Source organism: Pseudomonas sp. FSO-7 (assembly GCF_059579345.1).
On record NZ_CM184193.1, the window covers coordinates 6,364,490 to 6,384,295 of the forward strand.

A 19,806-nucleotide genomic window follows, 5' to 3' on the forward strand; every position below is an offset into this window, starting at 1 on the left:
CGATGGAACGGCAACTGGACGCCTACTGCGAACACCTGCGCAGTGAGCGTCAGGTGTCGCCCCACACGTTGTTGGCCTATCGCCGTGACCTGGAAAAAGTGCTGGGCTGGTGCCAGAAGCAGAACATCGGTAGCTGGTCGGCCCTGGACATCCAGCGCTTGCGCAGCCTGATCGCCCGCCTGCATCAACAGGGGCAATCCTCCCGCAGCCTGGCCCGCCTGTTGTCGGCGGTGCGTGGGCTGTATCACTACCTCAATCGCGAAGGCCTGTGCGATCACGATCCGGCCACCGGCCTGGCACCGCCCAAAGGCGAACGCCGGCTGCCGAAGACCCTGGACACCGACCGCGCCCTGCAATTGCTTGAAGGCGCCGTCGAGGATGACTTCCTGGCCCGGCGCGACCAGGCGATTCTCGAGCTGTTCTATTCTTCCGGCCTGCGCCTTTCAGAATTGACAGGGCTTAACCTGGATCAACTGGACCTGGCCGACGGCATGGTCCAGGTGCTCGGCAAGGGCAGCAAGACCCGCCTGCTGCCCGTCGGCCGCAAGGCCCGTGAAGCCCTGGAACTGTGGCTGCCCCTGCGGGCCCTGGCCAACCCCGCCGACGACGCGGTATTTGTCAGCCAACGCGGTCGGCGCCTCGGCCCGCGAGCGATTCAGCTACGGGTCAAGGCCGCCGGCGAACGCGAGCTGGGGCAGAATCTGCACCCGCACATGCTCAGGCACTCCTTCGCCAGCCATCTGCTGGAATCCTCCCAGGACCTGCGCGCCGTTCAAGAACTGCTGGGGCACTCGGACATCAAGACCACACAGATCTACACCCACCTGGACTTCCAGCACCTGGCGACGGTCTATGACAGTGCCCACCCCAGGGCCAAACGCATCAAGGGCGACGAATCATGACCATCGAGCTCATCACTTTCGACCTGGACGACACCCTGTGGGACACCGCCCCGGTAATCGCCAGCGCCGAAGCCGTACTCCGCCAATGGCTGACCGACAACGCACCGAACCTGGGCGGCCTGCCGGTGGAGCATCTTTTTTCGATTCGCGAGCAGGTGTTGCGCGAAGAGCCCAACCTCAAGCACCGCATCAGTGCGTTGCGCCGACGGGTGCTGTTCCGTGCCTTGCAGGAAGCCGGCTACGACCAGTGGCAAGCCTCCGAACTGGCGGACCAGGCCTTCGAGACGTTCCTGCACGCCCGTCATCAACTGGAGATTTTTCCCGAGGTGCAGCCCACCCTGGAAATCCTGGCCAATCATTTCGCCCTCGGCGTGGTCACCAATGGCAACGCCGACGTGCGACGCCTGGGGTTGGCGGATTACTTCAAGTTCGCCTTGTGCGCCGAAGACATCGGCATCGCCAAGCCTGACGCCCGGCTGTTCCACGAAGCCTTGGAACGCGGCGGCGCCACGGCACAGACCGCCGTGCACATTGGCGATCACCCGGGCGACGACATTGCCGGCGCCCAACAGGCCGGCCTGCGCGCGGTGTGGTTCAACCCGGCAGGCAAGCCCTGGAATGCCGACCATGCGCCGGACGCGGAAATCCGCAGCCTGACCGAACTGCCGGGGCTGTTGGCGGGATGGCATAGCCAGCCCTGAACCCCGTGGGAACGGTGTACCGCGGCGCTATGCCAGGCACAAATCCTGTGGGAGCGGGCTTGCTCGCGAAGGCGGTTTCATACTCGATAAATGAGCGGACTGATACACCGCTTTCGCGAGCAAGCCCGCTCCCACAGAGACTGCGCCTGGCCCGGGAATAGAATCGCGCCCATGAAAAAGCCCGCAGCGACGGCGGGCTTTTTCAGCAAGCAAGAAACCGATACTCAGATAGGGCGGCTGCCGTACTTGTTGTCAGGCTTCTTGGGCGGATCAGCGACCACGTTGGCTTCCACTTCCTGCACCTTACCGCCTCTGGCCAGGAACTCCTCCATGGCCTTGGCGAGCGCATCACGCTCCTTGTTCTTGGCCTCTACGCTCGGCAACTCGTCGACCGACACCGCAGCCTTGGCCTTGCCTTTGGCGGTAGGTGCCGGAACGTCGGCACCATCGTCGTCGGCAACGTCTTCAGCCACCGCTTCAAGGCCTTCTTCGGTCTCGTCTTCGTCGCCTACTTCGAGGTCGTCGTTTTCCAGATCATCGTCGCTCATGTTCTACCTCATGACTTGCGAAAAGCAGATTAGTTATAGCCCAGCTTCGCCATCTGTTCGAAGGCTGCCAGAAAAAATTCAACATCCGCTGGCAATCAGCGGTTATGCCCCTTCACCGTACAAGGTGGCGAGGACTTTACGAGCACCGCCGTGATCACGGTGCTCGCCCAGATAAACACCTTGCCAGGTTCCCAATGCCAGCCGTCCCGCCGTCACCGGCAGGCTGAGCTGGCAACCGAGCACACTGGCCTTGAAGTGCGCCGGGAGGTCGTCCAAGCCTTCGTCGTTGTGCTCATAGCCGGCGGTTCCTTGTGGGATCAGCCGATTGAAAAATCGTTCGAAGTCTCGACGTACCGCCGGATCGGCGTTCTCGTTGATGGTCAACGAGGCCGAGGTATGCTGCAGCCACAGATGCAACAGACCGACTCGACACGCCTGGAGTTCAGGCAGGCCGGCCAGCAACTCGTCCGTCACCAGATGAAAGCCCCGGGACCTTGCCCGCAGGGTTATCAGCGTCTGTTGCCACATACAGATCTCCGCACGTTCGGCGCGCATTCTAGCGCGCTCTGGGAAAAAACAAAGGCCCTAATATTCTTGCTTCGATGTAAGCCTTTGGCGGTATAAAAACCCATGTCGCATCCACAACAAAAGGCGTCGGAAAAACCTCCGCACCTTCTGAGCAATGACAAATTCCAGACAAAAAAATGCCCGGCGAACCGGGCATTTTTTATTGTGCGTGCTTACAGGTTGTAGCCACGCTCGTTGTGCTGGGCCAGGTCCAGGCCGACAGCTTCTTCTTCCTCGGTGACACGCAGACCCATGACGGCGTCCAGGACCTTGAGGATGATGAAGGTGACGATCGCGGTGTAGACCACCGTGAAACCTACGCCCTTGAATTGAATCCACACTTGCGCGCCGATATCGGTCACGGTGCCGAAGCCACCCAGGGCTGGTGCGGCGAACACACCGGTCAGGATCGCGCCGAGGATACCGCCGATGCCATGCACGCCGAAGGCGTCCAGGGAGTCGTCATAACCGAGCTTGCGCTTGAGGGTGGTGGCGCAGAAGAAGCACACCACGCCCGCCGCCAGGCCGATGACCAGGGCGCCCATCGGGCCCACGGTGCCGGCAGCCGGGGTGATTGCAACCAGGCCGGCCACCACGCCCGAAGCAATGCCCAGCGCGCTTGGCTTGCCGTGGGTGATCCACTCGGCAAACATCCAGCCCAGCGCCGCCGCAGCGGTCGCGATCTGGGTCACCAGCATCGCCATGCCGGCAGTGCCGTTGGCAGCGACCGCGGAACCGGCGTTGAAGCCGAACCAGCCGACCCACAGCATGGCCGCGCCCATCAGGGTGTAACCCAGGTTATGCGGCGCCATTGGCGTGGTCGGGAAGCCTTTGCGCTTGCCCAGTACCAGGCACGCCACCAGGCCGGCGATACCGGCGTTGATGTGCACTACGGTGCCCCCGGCGAAGTCCAGCACGCCCCAGTCCCACATCAGGCCGCCGTTGCCGGACCAGACCATGTGCGCAATCGGTGCATACACCAGGGTGAACCACACGCCCATGAAGATCAGCATGGCGGAGAACTTCATCCGCTCGGCAAATGCACCGACGATCAGGGCTGGGGTGATGATGGCGAACGTCATCTGGAAGGTGATGAACACCGCTTCAGGGAACAGCGCCGCCGGGCCGGTCAGGCTGGCTGGTGTGACACCCGCCAGGAAGGCTTTGCCGAAACCGCCAATGAAGGAGTTGAAGTTGACGACACCCTGCTCCATGCCGGTGGTGTCGAACGCGATGCTGTAGCCATAGATGACCCACAGGATGCTGATCAGACCGGTAATGGCAAAGCACTGCATCATCACGGAAAGAATGTTTTTCGAGCGGACCATGCCACCGTAGAACAGTGCCAGGCCGGGAATGGTCATGAACAGTACAAGAATCGTGGCCGTGAGCATCCAGGCGGTGTCGCCGGAGTTCAGGACGGGGGCTGCCACTTCTTCTGCCATGGCCAGGCCAGGCATTGCGAAGGACAACAGGGCTCCTAGCCCTGCGAATTTACGCAGAGTCATATTGTTTTCTCCTGGGGCGTTGGGTTTGGCGGCTTAGATAGCGTCGGTATCGGTTTCGCCGGTACGGATGCGGATAGCCTGTTCCAGATTGACCACAAAGATCTTCCCGTCACCGATCTTGCCGGTGTTGGCGGCCTTGGTGATTGCCTCGATCACCCGGTCAAGATCCTTGTCGTCAATGGCGACATCGATCTTCACCTTGGGCAGGAAGTCGACCACGTATTCCGCGCCGCGATACAGCTCGGTGTGACCCTTCTGCCGACCGAAGCCTTTGACCTCAGTAACGGTAATGCCCTGCACGCCGATCTCGGACAGCGACTCGCGCACGTCGTCCAACTTGAACGGCTTGATGATGGCAGTGACTAGCTTCATGAAACTTTCTCCCGAATTGGTGGACTTGCCCCAGGAAAACAAACCCGACTCAAGTCTAAGCGCAGTGCCTGGCTTTGTAACGCGTCGTCGGCCCAAGTTGCCCGACAGGTGCCAGTTAACCGATCCTGACGAAACTCCCCGTTCCGCCTGCTGCACTGCATTCGTCACAGCGACTGCATCAGTGCATGGGTCATCAGGCTCTAAGCAGAAACCTTGCCATCTGCACCCAAACCCTCTGATTTCAGCCCCTTGGCCACCGGCTCGACGTGCACCCGCACCACGAACCGCAGCGATACGCACAACAACAGTGCAGCACCGCCCAGGCCCATGCGCGAAAAGCGTGCATCCCTGGCTCGCCAATTGACTATAGACACTGCGTGGTACACTGCCCGCCATCGTTTCCAGGACACCTGCACATGCTTGCGCCCAAAGACCTCCTCGACGCCCTGAGCGGCCACGCCTCCCGTATTTTGAGTGGCGACACGCCGCTGCCCAAAAGCGAAATCGAAAGCCAGTTCAAGGCCCTGCTGCAAAGCGGCTTCAGCAAGCTGGACCTGGTCAGCCGTGAAGAATTCGACAGCCAGATGGTCGTGCTGGCCCGGACCCGGGCACGACTCGAAAGCCTGGAGGCCAAGGTCGCCGAGCTGGAAGCGCGACTGGCTCCGGCACAGGATTAAGCCCCCCAGCTCACGTTACCGGCTCTGGCGGGCCCCTCAGGCATTCGCCGCCCGCTGAGCCTGCTCCGGAGTGAGTGCCAGCGGCAGCTCCAGGATAAACAGCGCGCCCCTGCCCGGCCCGGCGCTCTGCGCGGTCAGATCGCCACCCATCTCGTGCGCAGCCAGAATGCAGCTGTGCAAACCAAAGCCGTGGCCGTCGACACGTGTGGTGAAGCCGTGCTCGAACACCCGCGCCAGATTGTCCTGCGTAATCCCCTCGCCATTGTCCTCGACCTCGACCCGCACGCGCCCATCGTCAACGACCTTCAGGCGCAGGATGATCTGCGGCGGTCGGTTCGTACCCGCGTCCAGCGCCTGCTTGGCGTTGTTGATCAGATTGACCAGAATCTGCAGCACTCGGTGCTTGTCCAGCGGCATTTGCGGGACATCACTGAACGCCTTGATCAGCGTGATGTGGTGGCGGGCCAGGGATACATCGCAAATGCGCACGACATCCTCACATTGGTGGCGATCTCCGCCATGCCGGCCCGGCGCGCCGTGGTCACCAGTTCGGCCTGTGCCTCGCGCAACTCGTCGTTGACCCTGGCCAACTGCCGCGGGCTGGGAATCTTCAGGGCCGCCGGCACCAGCCGGACCAGCAGGATGGCAGTGATCACCGAGGCAATCGCGGTGATCACCTTGACCAGCGCCGACAACCAATAATAAGGCTGCCAAATGGTCAGGATTTCCATCACGTGGCTGGTCCCGCAGGCCAGGATAAACACGCCAAAGGCCGCCAGCATCCAGTCGAACGGCACGTCCTTGCGCTTGTGGATAAAGTACAGGAGCGTGAAGGGAATGGTGACGTAGGACAGGGTGATCAAGCCATCGGCAATGACGTTGGTCCACAGCAAATCCGGCCGCCACATGTAGCAGTGCCCATGGGGCATGAAGCGCTTGTCGGTTAACAGAGCCAGCAGATCGTTCATGGCCACTTCCTCCCTGTGCCGTTGATACCGCCAAGTGCCGACTGGGCAAAACGGAGTCTAGGTCGGTCCTGGGCATTTCGCTTGGGCGGGTGGTCACTGGCTGTCGAAACATCCTGCCAAATTTTCTCCCCTCAATCGCCGCGCCCAAGTTCATCCCCACGACTAACCTTCAAGAGCCGCAGGACGCGGCGCCCCCTTCACTCAAGGAACGATTCATGTCGCTCGCCATTGTCCACAGCCGCGCCCAAGTCGGGGTCGAGGCTCCTGCCGTTACCGTTGAAGTCCACCTGGCCAATGGCTTGCCGTCGCTGACGATGGTTGGCCTGCCGGAAGCGGCAGTAAAGGAAAGCAAGGATCGGGTGCGCAGCGCGATCATCAATTCGGGGCTGAATTTTCCGGCGCGGCGCATCACCCTGAACCTGGCGCCGGCGGACCTGCCAAAAGACGGCGGCCGCTTCGACCTGGCCATCGCCTTGGGGATCCTGTCGGCCAGCGTACAGGTGCCGACCCTGACGCTGGACGACGTGGAATGCCTTGGTGAACTGGCGTTGTCCGGCGCGGTGCGACCGGTGCGCGGGGTATTGCCTGCGGCGCTGGCGGCGCGCAAGGCCGGGCGCACGCTGGTGGTGCCACGGGCCAATGCCGAGGAAGCTTGTCTGGCGTCGGGGCTGAAGGTGATCGCCGTGGATCATCTGCTCGAAGCGGTAGCGCACTTCAACGGTCACACGCCGGTCGAGCCGTTCGTTTCCAATGGGCTGCTCTCGGCCAGCAAGCCTTACCCGGACCTGAATGAAGTACAAGGCCAGGCCGGGGCCAAGCGGGCCTTGCTGATTGCCGCTGCGGGGGCTCACAACCTGTTGTTCAGCGGGCCACCCGGCACCGGCAAGACCTTGCTGGCGAGCCGTTTGCCAGGGCTGTTGCCGCCGCTGGCCGAGAGCGAAGCCCTGGAGGTCGCGGCCATCCAGTCGGTGGCCAGTTGCGTGCCGTTGAGCCACTGGCCGCAACGCCCGTTTCGCCAGCCACACCACTCGGCTTCCGGCCCGGCGCTGGTGGGCGGCGGGTCAAAACCGCAGCCGGGGGAGATCACCCTCGCCCACCATGGCGTGCTGTTTCTCGATGAGTTGCCGGAGTTCGACCGCAAGGTGCTGGAGGTCTTGAGAGAACCGCTGGAGTCCGGGCACATCGTGGTGTCTCGCGCCCGGGACCGAGTGCGCTTCCCCGCGCGTTTCCAGTTGGTCGCGGCGATGAATCCCTGCCCCTGTGGCTATCTTGGCGAGCCCAGCGGCCGCTGTGCCTGTACACCGGACATGGTGCAGCGCTACCGCAACAAACTCTCCGGCCCGCTGCTGGACCGTATCGACCTGCACCTGACCGTCGCCCGGGAAGCCACGGCGTTGAACCCCAAGCGCGACCCCGGGGACGATACGGCCACGGTTGCCGCGCGCGTAGCCGAAGCCCGGAAACGCCAGCACGAGCGCCAAGGCTGCGCCAACGCCTTTCTCGATCTGCCGGGGTTGCGCCGGTATTGCAAGTTATCCACAACCGATGAAACCTGGCTGGAAACCGCCTGCGAGCGGCTGACCCTGTCGTTGCGCGCCGCCCACCGCTTGCTCAAGGTCGCCCGGACACTGGCGGACCTGGAACAAGCGGGGAACATTCGCCGCGAACACCTGGCCGAAGCGTTGCAGTATCGACCGGCTACGGCTTGAACCGCTTTACGGTTTGCTCAGGTCGACCAACGGTGTATCCCGAACCTCGGTTTTTTGACCGTTCTGGATCGCATCGATGCGCTTGAGCGCGTTATCCACAGCGCCCTTGTCTGCCAACAGGCTGTAGTGGATCTGGAATTGCTTGTGCTCCTTCGGCCCGATCGTAGGCACCAGACCCAGGGGGCGCTGGTATCGGCGGTTGTAGGAAAAACTGGTGCCAGGCTCCAGCCCGGTCACGTAGCCCTGGCCTTGGGTATCGGTGTTTTTCCACAGGGAGAACACAGGCAGCGTGTGGGTGTTGAAGCCTACCGACACACCGAGGCTGCCGGCCTTGTTGTGCAGCACGGTGAGGGTGTCGCCCTTGGCATCGGCATAGGGCACGACGTTGTAGACGGTTTCGTCGTAATCCTTGGTGGGGGCCCGGTAGGTTTGCCAATCGGGCAAGTCGCCCTTGGCCTTGTCGTTGAACGGCGAGACCTGCTTGACCGGGGCCGCGAAACGAGCGCCTTGCTCCAGGAAAGGCGTGCTGAAATTGCTGTGGTAGAGCGCTTGGTATTCCTTTGGGTAATCGCCGTTGTTGGTCAGCGTATCGTTGAGCGCGAACGTCACGCTGCCGGGCTCGGTGACCAGTTCGGTCTGCACCGAGAAATCGACCTTCTTGAACGCCTGCTCCTTCAACTCGCCCCGCAGGGTGATGGCGTAGGGTGGTTTTTCATCGATGTGCAAAGTGACTTTGTTGGCCGGAATATTGGCAGCGCGACCATGCAGGGTCAGCAGCTCGCCATTGTCCATGCCAGGATGGCCCACCCATTCGTAGCCGCAGCGGGTGACCAGCTCGTTGAAGCCTTCCAGCCAGCCCAGCCCGCCTCGACCGTTGAGCTCGATGAACGCCGGGTTGACCACTTCCTTGACGGGTGAGTCCCAACCCATGCGCACATCACCGACTGACGCCTGCAGCACATTCATGCCACGGGTCGGGACGACTGAAAGCTTCAGGGTGCCGTTGTCGATGTCGACCACACTGACGCCTTCCTGTCGACCACCGTGCAGGGTGCGCATCGTCACGGAAAAGGGCTTGTCGGTTTTCACGCCGAGTTGCTGGCTGGTGATTTGCCAGGGTTGGGCGGCTTTATCGGTATCCAGCAGGACGTAATCCCAAGCCATCGCCTGGGAGGCAGCGCCCAGGGCGCCAAGGGTAACGAGGAGTTTGAGCGGAGTCATGGACGCGACCTTTTATTGGAGTTGTGCGGTTTTTATAGTCTTGAAGAAACGTTTCAGCAAGCTTAAAAACAGCAATAACCTTAAAAAGGCACGACTACACGATCGACAGCTTTTTGTGGGAGCGAGCTTGCTCGCGATGACGTCAGCTCGGACAACCCAGAACCCATGGCGAGGGAGCTTGCTCCCGCTCGGCTGCGCAGCAGCCGCAGAACCGGCTAATGGAGTCTCTGCTGGGGCCTGCTTCGCAGGCCAGCGGGAGCAAGCTCCCTCGCCACAGGAAAGGGATTGGCTTGAGGTCAGCGGTGGGCTGAAAGGACTGGGGTGAATGCTCGCGATGGCGGTGGGTCAGCTGGCAGGGATGTAGCTGGAAAGCCGCCTTCGCGAGCAAGCTCGCTCCCACAGGGAATCTCTGGGAGCAGGCTTGTGACGGGACGCTTCAGCGGAACCGATCGACCTCTTGGCGCAGGTCCTGGGCCAGTTTTTCCAGCTCCTTGGCGGTGAGGGCCAGGTTCGAGACCACTTGGCGCTGTTCGCTGTTGGCCATGGCGATGCTCTGCAAGTTGCTGCTGAGCAGGGTCGCGGTGCTGCTTTGCTCCTGGGTGGCGGTGGTGATCGCCGCGAATTGCTGGCCAGCCGAGCGACTCTGCTCGTCAATGCGCGCCAGGGCCGAGGCCACATTGGCGTTGCGCGACAGGCCTTCCTGCATCAACAGGTTGCCCTGCTTCATCGTGCTGATGGCATTGCCGGTTTCCTGCTGGATGCTGTTGATCATGCTGGAGATTTCATCAGTGGCCTGGCGGGTACGGGACGCCAGGCTGCGAACTTCATCGGCCACCACGGCGAAACCACGGCCTTGCTCGCCGGCGCGGGCGGCTTCGATGGCGGCGTTCAAGGCCAGCAGGTTGGTCTGCTCGGCAATCGAGGTGATGACCCCCACGATGCCGCCGATTTCCTGGGAGCGCTGGCCCAGGGTATTGATGACCGTGGCCGTGCTGTTCAGCGCACCGGCGATTTGTTCCAGAGACGACGACGCTTCGTCCATCGAGGTCCGACCAATATGGGTTTGTTGGGCGTTTTCCTGGGCCAGGCGCTCGGTGTTGCCCATGTTGTCGGCAATGTTCAAGGAAGTCGCACTGAACTCTTCCACCGCGCCAGCCATGCTGGTGATTTCGCCGGATTGCTGCTCCATGCCTTCGTACGCCCCGCTGGACAACCCGGACAGGGCCTGGGCGCGACTGTTGACCTCCTGGGAGGCCTTGCGGATGTTCTCGACCATGGTCGACAGGGCCTGGCTCATCTGGTTGAAGGCGCGGGCCAACTGACCAATTTCGTCATGGCTCGACACGTTCAGGCGCACGCTCAGGTCACCGGCGCCCAACGCTTCGGCCTGGCGTACCAGATCACCCAGCGGTGCCAGTTTGCTACGCAACAACCACATTGCCGAACCGACCGCCAACAGCATCGCCAACAGGCTGCCAATGGCCAGTTGCGTGCCGACGCTCCAGGTCACGGCGCGGATCTCGGGTTTCGGCATGCTCGCCACCACCGCCCACGGCCCACCCTCGAACGGCACGGCAACGCTGTAGAAGTCTTCAGCGGTATCGGCCCAGAACGCGCCCTTGCCCGGCTTTTTGATCAAGGCCGTGGTGGCCGCGGTAGCGTTGTCCAGCGCCTGTACGCCGGCGGGCGGCACCAGCCATTTGTTTTGTTCGTCCAGCAGCGCCAGGGAACCGGTCTGGCCGATACGGAAACGCTTGAGGTTTTCGAACTGCGCATTCTGCGCATCGGTGTAGTCAAAGCCTACGTACAACACGGCAATGATCTTGCCGCTGCTGTCGCGTACGGGCGTGTACTGCGACATGTAGAAGCGCCCGAAAAGCAGGGCCCGACCGATGTAGCTCTGCCCACTGATCACCGGACCGTAGGCCGGGCCGGCGCGGTCGAGCACGGTGCCGATGGCCCGCGTACCGTCCTGTTTGCTGACGGAGGTACTGACGCGGATGAAATCGTCGCCGCTGCGCACGAATACCGTGGCCACCCCGGCGGTCATCGCTTTGAAGTCGTCCACTTCCTTGAAGTTGTTGTTCAACACTTCGCTGCCCAGGTTCAAGCCTGGGGTTTGTACGCCCGCCACCGTCACCGGCTGGTCCGGATGCACGCTCAGGCCCGCGCTGAAGCGCTTTTCGAACAGACCGGCCAACCGCTGGGTGCTCTCGCGCAGGGTGCTGTGGAAGGTATTGAGCTGGTCGGCCATCAGACGCGCTTCGCTGGCCAAGTGTTCTTCACGGGTGGCAAGGTTGGCAGTGTCCAGCGAACGCAAGGCGAAGACGGTACTGCCGGAGATCACGATCGCCAGTATCACGGCGAGGGCAAGGCCTAGCTGTGAGGCGATCCGGGCGCGGGGTTGAGACATGACGGCTCCTGGCCGAGAGACCGGATCATCCTGATCACGTCGCACGCTCGGCATTTTATTCGGGTGAGGTGTAAGTAGACCCTTTCTGAACGAGGGTTCCATCTTCACGGATTCGGCGGCAAAGCCAAATACTTGAGCGGTTTGGACGGATTAATGTCAAGTGGCTAGCACGCCAACTTCAACGTTTCAGCCCAGGCGCTGTACATCGGGCAATTGCATGGCCTTGACCTCGCCCTGGAGAAAGTCGCTGAGCCGGCGCAAACGTTCACCTCCCGGCCGGGTTTTCGGCCAGACCAGGTAATAGTGTTCACCGCTGGCGACAGCCGTCGGCCAGGGCAGGCTCAGGCGCCCTTGGGCAACGTCCTCGGCCACCATCAGGAGGTCACCCATGGAGACCCCATAGCCACGTGCCGCCGCGATCATGCCCAACTCCAGGGTATCGAATACCTGTCCCCCCTTGAGCGAGACCTTGTCGGACAGGCCCATGCGTTGCAGCCAGTTGCGCCAGTCCCGGCGATCCGGCGTCGGGTGCAGCAGTTCAGCACTGGCCAAACGCGCCACCTTCCTGGTGGGCCTGGGTTGCTATTGGCTGATCGGCGCGCCGTCGGCGTGGTGGATGGCGTTCCACCTGAACTGGGGACCGACCGGTGTCTGGTGGGGCCTGGCCCTTGGGCTGGCCTGCGCGGCCGTGAGCTTGACCTTGGCGTTTGAATGGAAGATGAAGCGGATGATCAGGCGTGAACCCGGGCAACAGGGTTTCGAGGTCGTTCAGACTGAATGAGCTTCCCTTGCGGGAGCGAGCTTGCTCGCGATGGCGATAGGCCTGTCACATCGACTTTGACTGACACACCACTATCGCGAGCAAGCTCGCTCCCACAGGGTTTTGGGTCAGCTCATTTCCAGTATGGACTGCTGATCGCCGTCAAATGTCAGGTACTCCACCAACTCCAGCAACGGCAACGGCTTGCTGATCAGGAAGCCCTGCACCTGGTCGCAACCGAAACCGCGTAGCAGGTCCAGTTGTTCCCGGGTTTCCACACCTTCGGCCACCACCTCCAGGTTGAGGTTGTGGGCCAGGTTGATCATGGCGTGCACCAGTTTGCGGTTCTCTTCGCGCTGCTCCATGCCGCCGACGAAGCTCTTGTCGATCTTGAGCAAGGCGATTGGCAGGCTGTTGAGGTGCACGAACGAGGAGAACCCGGTGCCGAAGTCGTCCAGGGAGAAGCGCACCCCCAGGCGGCCCAGGGCATCCATGGTCTGCTTGACCAGTTCGCTGCGGCGCATGACGGCGGTTTCGGTGAGTTCGAACTCCAGCCATTGCGCCTCGACCCCCCGCTCGGCAATCAGCCGGCTCAAGGTCGGCAGCAACTGGCTGTCCTGGAACTGCCGGAACGACAGGTTGACCGCCATGTGCAACGGCGCCAGTCCCCGCTCGCGCAGGGCCTGCATGTCCCGTAGCGCCCGGGAAATCACCCAGTAGCCCAGCGGCACGATCAGGCCGCTCTGTTCGGCCAGCGGCACGAACTCACTCGGTGGCAGCAAGCCGCGTTCGCCGTGACGCCAGCGCACCAGGGCTTCGAGGCCGACGATGTGACCGCCATCGAGGTCCAGACGCGGTTGGTAATGCAGTTCCAGCTCGTCGCGGCGCAGTGCCCGGCGCAGTTCGCTTTCCAGGTCGGCAAGGCTGCGGGCATTGCGATTGATGCGCTCGTTGAAGATATGAAAGGTGCAGCCCTGGGTACTCTTGGCCTGCTGCATGGCGATGTGGGCATGCCACATCAGCGGATCGGCGCCAGCCTGGGCGCGCGCATGGGCAACACCCAGGCTGCAGCCGATCAGCAGGCTTTCGCCGTCCACCCAATAGGGTTCGGCCAAAGCTTCGGTAATCCGCTCGGCCATCCACTCGGCCCGCTGCGGTGCGCGACGGGTGTCGATCAGCAAGGCGAATTCATCACTGCCCAGCCGCGCCAATTGATCGCCAGCTTCGAGCGAACCCTTGAGCCGCGACACCACTTGCAAGATCAGGCGGTCGCCGGCCTGGTGGCCGAGGGCGTCGTTGGCGTGGCGAAAGTTGTCCAGGTCCAGGTGACCGAGCGCCAGGCCACGGCCATCGTTTTCCGCCAGGCGCGCCGCCAGCAAGGTCTGAAAGCCCTGGCGATTGGCAATGCCCGTCAACGGGTCCTGTTCGGCGAGGCGCTGCAAGGTGTTTTCCAGCACGCCGCGCTCGCGCACATGGCGCAGGCAACGACGCAGGGTCGCACTGTCGAGCACGTCGCGCACCAGCCAGTCACTGACGCCGTCGGGGGCAGCCGCCGGCTCGTGCTCAAGCAGCAGGATGGTCGGCAGGCTGCAACGGCCCGGCGCCGGTTGCAACGCCGCAACGGTCAACAACACCGCGTTGCGATTGTCTTCGAACAGGCTGCTGACTGACTCCCAGTTCGGGGCGCTGATCAACACGACCGAGGGCCCCAAGGGCACCAGGCACTCGCGCAAAATTGCTGACCACTCTGGCTCATGGGCCAATAACAGCAAACGCAAGGGTTCGACAGGCGTTGACAAGCTGACTCCCTAGACTCTGCAAGGTGGTAGGCGCCGGGCATTATGACCTGCCGATGGGCAATGACCAATGCCAATGGTTCTCAAACACGTGCTTTCGGCGGTTTTTTCAGCTCGAAATGCTACGCAAGACCCCATAGGCTCCACATCCTGCGTGAAAGTGACAGAAGCGGCAAATGACAATCCCGTGTGCGTCACAAGTCGGACAGAGCAGCACAATTCTCTGAGCCTGTTAAAATGCCGGCCCATTTCGCAAACGACTCCCTGACTCTGTCATGTCCCGACTCAATCCCCGGCAGCAAGAAGCCGTGAACTATGTCGGCGGCCCTCTTTTGGTGCTCGCCGGTGCAGGCTCCGGCAAGACCAGCGTAATCACCCGCAAGATCGCGCACCTGATCCAGAATTGTGGCATCCGCGCCCAGTACATCGTCGCCATGACCTTCACCAACAAGGCCGCCCGGGAAATGAAAGAGCGGGTCGGCGGCCTGTTGCGCGCCGGCGAAGGCCGCGGCCTGACGGTGTGTACCTTCCATAACCTGGGCCTGAACATCATCCGCAAGGAGCATGCGCGGCTGGGCTACAAACCGGGCTTCTCGATTTTCGACGAGACCGACGTCAAGGCCCTGATGACCGACATCATGCAGAAGGAATACTCGGGCGACGACGGCGTGGATGAGATCAAGAACATGATCGGCGCCTGGAAAAACGACCTGATCCTGCCACCCGAGGCCCTGGAAAACGCCCGCAATCCCAAGGAGCAGACCGCCGCCATTGTCTACACCCACTACCAACGCACCCTCAAGGCGTTCAACGCGGTGGACTTCGACGACCTGATCCTGCTGCCGGTCAAGCTGTTCCAGGACCACGCCGACATTCTCGAAAAATGGCAGAACAAGGTCCGCTACCTGCTGGTGGATGAATACCAGGACACCAACGCCAGCCAGTATTTGCTGGTGAAGCTGCTGATCGGCAAACGCAACCAGTTCACCGTGGTGGGCGACGACGACCAGTCGATCTATGCCTGGCGCGGCGCGCGGCCGGAAAACCTGATGTTGCTCAAGGACGACTACCCGTCGCTCAAAGTGGTGATGCTGGAGCAGAACTACCGCTCCACCAGCCGCATCCTGCGCTGCGCCAACGTGCTGATTTCCAACAACCCCCACGAGTTCGAAAAACAACTGTGGAGCGAGATGGGCCACGGCGACGAGATCCGTGTGATCCGCTGCCGCAACGAAGACGCCGAAGCCGAGCGCGTGGCCATGGAAATCCTCAGCCTGCACCTGCGCACCGACCGGCCGTACAGCGATTTTGCGATCCTGTACCGCGGCAACTACCAGGCCAAGCTGATCGAGCTGAAATTGCAGCATCACCAGATCCCCTATCGCCTGTCGGGGGGCAACAGCTTCTTCGGGCGCCAGGAAGTGAAGGACCTGATGGCCTACTTCCGCTTGATCGTGAACCCGGACGACGACAACGCCTTCCTGCGGGTGATCAATGTGCCGCGCCGGGAAATCGGGTCGACCACCCTGGAAAAACTCGGCAACTACGCCACCGAGCGCAAGATCTCGATGTACGCCGCCACCGATGAAATCGGCCTGGGTGAGCATCTGGACAGCCGTTTCACCGATCGCCTGGCGCGCTTCAAGCGCTTTATGGACAAGGTTCGCGAACAGTGCGCCGGGGAAGATCCGATTTCAGCGCTGCGCAGCATGGTGATGGACATCGATTACGAGAACTGGTTGCGCACCAATAGCTCCAGCGACAAGGCTGCCGACTACCGCATGGGCAACGTCTGGTTCCTGATCGAAGCGTTGAAGAACACCCTGGAAAAAGACGAAGACGGCGACATGACGGTCGAGGACGCCATCGGCAAACTCGTGCTGCGGGATATGCTCGAGCGCCAGCAGGAAGAGGAAGAAGGCGCCGAAGGCGTGCAGATGATGACGCTGCACGCGTCCAAGGGCCTGGAGTTTCCCTACGTGTTCATCATGGGCATGGAAGAAGAAATCCTGCCGCACCGCTCCAGCATCGAGGCCGACACCATCGAGGAAGAACGGCGCCTGGCCTACGTCGGCATTACCCGGGCACGCCAGACGCTGGCCTTCACCTTCGCCGCCAAGCGCAAGCAGTATGGCGAAGTGATCGACTGCGCCCCCAGCCGCTTTCTCGATGAACTGCCACCGGACGACCTGGCCTGGGAAGGCAACGACGACACGCCGACGGAAGTCAAAGTCGTTCGTGGCAACAGTGCCCTGGCGGATATACGTGCGATGTTAAAACGCTAGAATTGATTACTTTTTTACCGACTTCAGGCGCTGACGCGTCATCAGAGGAGGCTTCATGGAAGCCCTGCACCAGAAAATTCGTGAACAAGGCATCGTGCTTTCCGATCAGGTCCTGAAAGTCGACGCTTTCCTGAACCACCAGATCGACCCGCAATTGATGAAGCTGATCGGCGACGAATTCGCCGCGCTGTTCAAGGATTCGGGCATCACCAAGATCGTCACCATCGAAGCCTCGGGCATCGCTCCGGCAATCATGACCGGGCTGAACCTTGGCGTGCCGGTGATCTTCGCCCGCAAGCAGCAGTCCCTGACCCTGACGGAGAACCTGCTGTCGGCCACTGTGTATTCGTTCACCAAGAAAACCGAAAGCACCGTCGCTATCAGCCCGCGTCACCTGACCAGCAGCGACCGGGTGCTGATCATCGATGACTTCCTGGCCAACGGCAAAGCCTCCCAAGCGCTGATTTCCATCATCAAGCAGGCCGGCGCCACCGTCGCAGGGCTGGGGATCGTGATCGAGAAGTCGTTCCAGGGTGGCCGCGCGGAACTGGATGCCCAGGGTTATCGCGTCGAGTCGTTGGCTCGGGTGAAGTCGCTGGCGGACGGCGTCGTCACCTTCATCGACTGACCCAGTACCCTCTGTGGGAGCGAGCTTGCTCGCGATAGCGGTGCATCTGTTACAAAAAATGTGTCTGACAGATCGCTATCGCGAGCAAGCTCGCTCCCACAGGGGCTTCAGGTTGGTTGTTGTTGCGCAGTGGTCTTGAGACCGGCGAGCAACAACCGCTGGGCCACCTCTTCTTTCAGTCCTTCAGGACTGGTCAGTTGCATCCGCTCCAGATGCCCGGCAAATTCCCATGGCTCCGGCGCATCCAGCGCCGCCTTGCCCAACTCCAGGATCTCGGTGAGCTTGAACTTGCTCTTGAGCCAGTTCAGCGCCCGCAACAGATCCCGCTCTACCGCGTCGAAATCACAACCCAGCGGGTACTCCGGAAACAGATTCGAATGCCGTGCCTGGAGAGCCTGCAAGCGTTCGGAAGTGTTGTCGGCGAACCGCGGATCGAGACGGAAATCCTTCGGCAATTTGCCGGCCTTTTGCGCCTGCTCGATCAGCCCGGGCTGGAAGCGTGAGTCGCTGATGTTCAGCAACGCCTCGATCACCGCCGCGTCGGTCTTGCCGCGCAGGTCGGCGATGCCGTATTCGGTCACCACGATATCGCGCAGATGCCGGGGAATCGTGCAGTGGCCGTACTCCCAGACAATATTCGAGCTGATCTCGCCCCCGGCCTCACGCCAACTGCGCAGCAGCAGGATCGAGCGCCCGCCTTCCAGCGCATGGCCCTGGGCAACGAAGTTGTACTGCCCGCCCACGCCGCTGAGCACCCGCCCGTCTTCCAACTGATCGGCCACCCCGGCCCCCATCAGGGTCATGGTGAAGACGGTGTTGATGAAACGGGCATCGAGGCGCTGCAGGCGCTTGAGTGGCTCCTGGCCGTACAGCTCGTTGATGTAACTGATGCGCGTCATGTTGAATTCGCGCAGACGACTCTGCGGCAACTCCCGCAGGCGCTCGTAAAAACTGCGCGGGCCGAGGAAGAATCCGCCGTGTATGCAGATGCCGTCGGGTTGCGCCGCCTCGTCGAGGGTCCCGGCGTTGGCCCGTTCCTGGGTTGGCTCGTCGGGGTAGACCTTGCGCCGGATGATCCCGGCTTCGGCCAGCACCAGCAAACCGTTGACGAACATTTCACTGCAACCGTACAACCCTTTGGCAAATGGCTCGACCCCGCCCTCGCGCTCGATCAGTTGCGCCCACTGGCTAAGGTTCAGGTCCGTCAGCAACGCCTGGTAACCGGCGTTATCGGCCTGGCGCGCCAACAGCGCCGCCGTCAATGCATCGCCCATGGAGCCGATGCCAATCTGCAACGTTCCGCCGTCGCGCACCAGGGTACTGGCGTGCAGGCCGATCAGATGGTCCTGGAAGCCCACCGGCATGTTCGGCGTGGAAAACAACGTGTGGCTGTCCTTCTCGTCGATCAACAGGTCGAAAGCGTCGATGCCGACTTCGGCGTCGCCCGGCATGTAGGGCAAGTCGTTGTGCACCTGGCCGACCAGAAGAATGGTCTCTCCGGCCGCTCGGCGCTTGGCGATCATCGGCAGCAGGTCGAGGGTGATATCCGGGTTGCAGCTCAGACTCAGGCGATCCGGGTGCTCCGGGTCGCTCGCCACCAACTGCGCCACCAGGTTCAAGCCGGCGGCGTTGATGTCCCGGGCCGCGTGGCTGTAGTTGCTGCTGACGTAGTTCTGCTGGGCCGAAGCACTGTGCAGCAGGCTGCCGGGCTGCATGAAGAACTGCTCGACACGTACGTTGGCCGGCAGGTTGTCCTGGTGCAGGTCGGCCAGGTAATCCAGCTCGAGGTAATCACCGAAGACCCGTTCGATAAAGGGTTCGAGGAAGCGCTTCTGCAAACCATCGCCCAGGTTAGGCCGGCCCAGGCTCAGGGCGGTGTAGATCGTCAGCTGCCGCTCGGGCAGTTGTGCGATGCGCCGGTACAGCGCGTTGGCGAACAGGTTGGGTTTGCCCAGCCCCAGGGGCATGCCGAGATGAATATGCGCGGGCAGGCGCTCGATCACGTCATCCACCGCCTGTTCGATTGAACACAACTGCACCATCGGACCCTCCAGGACATTCCATGAATGTGGGTTGGACCGAGCTTGCCGGGTCTTGGTTGCGATGAACAGTCCCGAAAAACCCCAGGCGTAAAAAAGCCGCTCGTGAGCGGCTTTTTTATGAAGGATGCCGGCGTATTACAGGCCAGACATCTCTTTGATGGCGCCCTTGAGGTCGTCATCCGAGCAGTCGGCGCAGGTGCCTTTTGGCGGCATGGCGTTAACGCCGGTGATGGCCTTGGCCAAGATGCCGTCAAGGCCGCCCTGGTGATCGGCGCGCTCTTTCCAGGCAGCCTTGTCACCGATTTTCGGCGCGCCCAGCAAACCAGTACCGTGGCAAGCATTGCAATGTTTTGCAATCACGTCTTTCGGCGCCTTGGCGCCGCCAGCGCCGCCAGCCGAGGCCACGACCTCCATACCCTTGCATTCCTTGCCCTGGACGCAGACCTGGCCGACGGGTTCAAGGCGCTTGGCGATTTCGTCGTTGGGCGCCGCTTGAGCGGTCGCAGCCCATAGGGCCAATACGGTTGCTGGTGCAGCCAGCATTTTCATAATTAGGTTCACGCGTACACCCTCAATGGTGGCTAGTCACGCCTGCGGCCACGGTTTGCAGGCGGGCGCAAGTATAGCGGTAAGCCTGTCACTCTGAAACAACCCCAAAGTCGCAAGGGTCTTGTTTGGCATGACAGCCCAACGAGCGGGCGCCTTTGCC

At 61.9% G+C, this 19,806-nt stretch carries 17 protein-coding genes and 2 pseudogenes; 7 read left to right on the forward strand and 12 right to left on the reverse strand.

The annotated features are described in order from the left end of the window. Window positions 1-2: 2 nt before the first annotated feature. Window positions 3-902: a tyrosine recombinase XerC gene (gene xerC / locus AC515T_RS28060; protein ID WP_060740088.1), complete on the forward strand. Its 900-nt coding sequence runs from the start codon at window positions 3-5 to the stop codon at window positions 900-902. Continuing rightward, the gene (locus tag AC515T_RS28065) at window positions 899-1,603 is read left to right on the forward strand and encodes an HAD family hydrolase (protein WP_496530803.1); all 705 of its coding nucleotides are present in this window, start codon (window positions 899-901) and stop codon (window positions 1,601-1,603) included. The genes xerC and AC515T_RS28065 overlap by 4 nt, the downstream gene beginning before the upstream one ends. A gap of 224 nt (window positions 1,604-1,827) precedes the next feature. On the opposite strand, the gene sutA is transcribed toward AC515T_RS28065, so the two are convergent. From sutA to glnK, 4 genes are all read right to left on the reverse strand, one after another. After that, window positions 1,828-2,151, reverse strand: a complete 324-nt coding sequence (gene sutA, locus AC515T_RS28070; RefSeq protein WP_092204737.1) for a dormancy-specific transcriptional regulator SutA — start codon at window positions 2,149-2,151, stop codon at window positions 1,828-1,830. A 102-nt stretch (window positions 2,152-2,253) separates the two neighbouring features. Beyond that, on the reverse strand, window positions 2,254-2,679 hold the full coding sequence (locus AC515T_RS28075; protein ID WP_053127118.1) for a secondary thiamine-phosphate synthase enzyme YjbQ: 426 nt from the start codon (window positions 2,677-2,679) through the stop codon (window positions 2,254-2,256). A 212-nt stretch (window positions 2,680-2,891) separates the two neighbouring features. Beyond that, the gene (locus AC515T_RS28080) at window positions 2,892-4,226 is read right to left on the reverse strand and encodes an ammonium transporter (RefSeq protein WP_496530804.1); all 1,335 of its coding nucleotides are present in this window, start codon (window positions 4,224-4,226) and stop codon (window positions 2,892-2,894) included. Window positions 4,227-4,259: 33 nt separating this feature from the next. Further along, window positions 4,260-4,598 (reverse strand): P-II family nitrogen regulator, encoded by a 339-nt coding sequence (gene glnK / locus AC515T_RS28085; protein WP_002555808.1) that lies wholly within the window; start codon window positions 4,596-4,598, stop codon window positions 4,260-4,262. 416 nt (window positions 4,599-5,014) lie between these two features. Here glnK and AC515T_RS28090 point away from each other — a divergent pair, with 416 nt between their 5' ends. Beyond that, the gene (locus tag AC515T_RS28090) at window positions 5,015-5,275 is read left to right on the forward strand and encodes an accessory factor UbiK family protein (protein WP_496530805.1); all 261 of its coding nucleotides are present in this window, start codon (window positions 5,015-5,017) and stop codon (window positions 5,273-5,275) included. A gap of 36 nt (window positions 5,276-5,311) precedes the next feature. Here the strand turns inward: AC515T_RS28090 and AC515T_RS28095 are convergent, their stop codons facing one another. Both AC515T_RS28095 and AC515T_RS28100 read right to left on the reverse strand, forming a co-directional pair. Further along, window positions 5,312-5,764: a sensor histidine kinase gene (locus AC515T_RS28095; RefSeq protein WP_496530806.1), complete on the reverse strand. Its 453-nt coding sequence runs from the start codon at window positions 5,762-5,764 to the stop codon at window positions 5,312-5,314. Beyond that, entirely contained in the window at window positions 5,719-6,243 is a 525-nt protein-coding gene (locus AC515T_RS28100) for a hypothetical protein (RefSeq protein ID WP_496530807.1), read from the reverse strand. Before AC515T_RS28100 ends, AC515T_RS28095 begins: the two co-directional genes overlap by 46 nt. 215 nt (window positions 6,244-6,458) lie before the next feature. On the opposite strand from AC515T_RS28100, the gene AC515T_RS28105 reads away from it, so the two are divergent. Continuing rightward, complete coding sequence (locus tag AC515T_RS28105; RefSeq protein ID WP_496530808.1) at window positions 6,459-7,952, forward strand: YifB family Mg chelatase-like AAA ATPase; 1,494 nt, start codon at window positions 6,459-6,461, stop codon at window positions 7,950-7,952. A 6-nt stretch (window positions 7,953-7,958) separates the two neighbouring features. Here the strand turns inward: AC515T_RS28105 and AC515T_RS28110 are convergent, their stop codons facing one another. The 3 genes and pseudogenes from AC515T_RS28110 to AC515T_RS28120 all read right to left on the reverse strand — a co-directional run. Continuing rightward, window positions 7,959-9,173 (reverse strand): aldose 1-epimerase family protein, encoded by a 1,215-nt coding sequence (locus AC515T_RS28110; protein ID WP_496530809.1) that lies wholly within the window; start codon window positions 9,171-9,173, stop codon window positions 7,959-7,961. 436 nt (window positions 9,174-9,609) lie between these two features. Further along, on the reverse strand, window positions 9,610-11,586 hold the full coding sequence (locus AC515T_RS28115; RefSeq protein ID WP_496530810.1) for a methyl-accepting chemotaxis protein: 1,977 nt from the start codon (window positions 11,584-11,586) through the stop codon (window positions 9,610-9,612). A gap of 186 nt (window positions 11,587-11,772) precedes the next feature. After that, window positions 11,773-12,141: pseudogene (locus AC515T_RS28120) on the reverse strand (LysR substrate-binding domain-containing protein); the annotation flags it as partial. Between the two features lies 1 nt (window position 12,142). On the opposite strand from AC515T_RS28120, the pseudogene AC515T_RS28125 reads away from it, so the two are divergent. Then, window positions 12,143-12,367, forward strand: a pseudogene (locus AC515T_RS28125) (NorM family multidrug efflux MATE transporter); the annotation flags it as partial. Between the two features lie 107 nt (window positions 12,368-12,474). On the opposite strand, the gene AC515T_RS28130 reads toward AC515T_RS28125, so the two are convergent. After that, on the reverse strand, window positions 12,475-14,145 hold the full coding sequence (locus AC515T_RS28130) for a putative bifunctional diguanylate cyclase/phosphodiesterase (RefSeq protein WP_496530811.1): 1,671 nt from the start codon (window positions 14,143-14,145) through the stop codon (window positions 12,475-12,477). A gap of 272 nt (window positions 14,146-14,417) precedes the next feature. Between AC515T_RS28130 and rep the strand changes: the two genes are divergently transcribed. Together rep and AC515T_RS28140 are read left to right on the forward strand one after the other, a co-directional pair. Further along, window positions 14,418-16,427 (forward strand): DNA helicase Rep, encoded by a 2,010-nt coding sequence (gene rep, locus AC515T_RS28135; RefSeq protein ID WP_496530812.1) that lies wholly within the window; start codon window positions 14,418-14,420, stop codon window positions 16,425-16,427. 55 nt (window positions 16,428-16,482) lie between these two features. Beyond that, the gene (locus AC515T_RS28140; RefSeq protein WP_122567547.1) at window positions 16,483-17,055 is read left to right on the forward strand and encodes a xanthine phosphoribosyltransferase; all 573 of its coding nucleotides are present in this window, start codon (window positions 16,483-16,485) and stop codon (window positions 17,053-17,055) included. A gap of 107 nt (window positions 17,056-17,162) precedes the next feature. Here AC515T_RS28140 and AC515T_RS28145 read toward each other — a convergent pair whose 3' ends face one another. Both AC515T_RS28145 and AC515T_RS28150 read right to left on the reverse strand, forming a co-directional pair. Then, window positions 17,163-19,097 (reverse strand): acetyl-CoA hydrolase/transferase C-terminal domain-containing protein, encoded by a 1,935-nt coding sequence (locus AC515T_RS28145; protein ID WP_496530813.1) that lies wholly within the window; start codon window positions 19,095-19,097, stop codon window positions 17,163-17,165. A gap of 135 nt (window positions 19,098-19,232) precedes the next feature. Then, the gene (locus AC515T_RS28150; protein WP_072406052.1) at window positions 19,233-19,646 is read right to left on the reverse strand and encodes a c-type cytochrome; all 414 of its coding nucleotides are present in this window, start codon (window positions 19,644-19,646) and stop codon (window positions 19,233-19,235) included. Between the last annotated feature and the right edge of the window lie 160 nt (window positions 19,647-19,806).

Bases quoted from the DNA above. Each gene is read 5' to 3' on its own strand.
- AC515T_RS28090 (WP_496530805.1), top strand. From the start codon at position 5,015: ATGCTTGCGCCCAAAGACCTCCTCGACGCCCTGAGCGGCCACGCCTCC.
- AC515T_RS28115 (WP_496530810.1), bottom strand. From the start codon at position 11,586: ATGTCTCAACCCCGCGCCCGGATCGCCTCACAGCTAGGCCTTGCCCTC.
- glnK (WP_002555808.1), bottom strand. From the start codon at position 4,598: ATGAAGCTAGTCACTGCCATCATCAAGCCGTTCAAGTTGGACGACGTG.
- AC515T_RS28145 (WP_496530813.1), bottom strand. From the start codon at position 19,097: ATGGTGCAGTTGTGTTCAATCGAACAGGCGGTGGATGACGTGATCGAG.
- AC515T_RS28065 (WP_496530803.1), top strand. From the start codon at position 899: ATGACCATCGAGCTCATCACTTTCGACCTGGACGACACCCTGTGGGAC.
- AC515T_RS28110 (WP_496530809.1), bottom strand. From the start codon at position 9,173: ATGACTCCGCTCAAACTCCTCGTTACCCTTGGCGCCCTGGGCGCTGCC.
- sutA (WP_092204737.1), bottom strand. From the start codon at position 2,151: ATGAGCGACGATGATCTGGAAAACGACGACCTCGAAGTAGGCGACGAA.
- rep (WP_496530812.1), top strand. From the start codon at position 14,418: ATGTCCCGACTCAATCCCCGGCAGCAAGAAGCCGTGAACTATGTCGGC.
- AC515T_RS28080 (WP_496530804.1), bottom strand. From the start codon at position 4,226: ATGACTCTGCGTAAATTCGCAGGGCTAGGAGCCCTGTTGTCCTTCGCA.
- AC515T_RS28075 (WP_053127118.1), bottom strand. From the start codon at position 2,679: ATGTGGCAACAGACGCTGATAACCCTGCGGGCAAGGTCCCGGGGCTTT.
- xerC (WP_060740088.1), top strand. From the start codon at position 3: ATGGAACGGCAACTGGACGCCTACTGCGAACACCTGCGCAGTGAGCGT.
- AC515T_RS28100 (WP_496530807.1), bottom strand. From the start codon at position 6,243: ATGAACGATCTGCTGGCTCTGTTAACCGACAAGCGCTTCATGCCCCAT.
- AC515T_RS28150 (WP_072406052.1), bottom strand. From the start codon at position 19,646: ATGAAAATGCTGGCTGCACCAGCAACCGTATTGGCCCTATGGGCTGCG.
- AC515T_RS28105 (WP_496530808.1), top strand. From the start codon at position 6,459: ATGTCGCTCGCCATTGTCCACAGCCGCGCCCAAGTCGGGGTCGAGGCT.
- AC515T_RS28140 (WP_122567547.1), top strand. From the start codon at position 16,483: ATGGAAGCCCTGCACCAGAAAATTCGTGAACAAGGCATCGTGCTTTCC.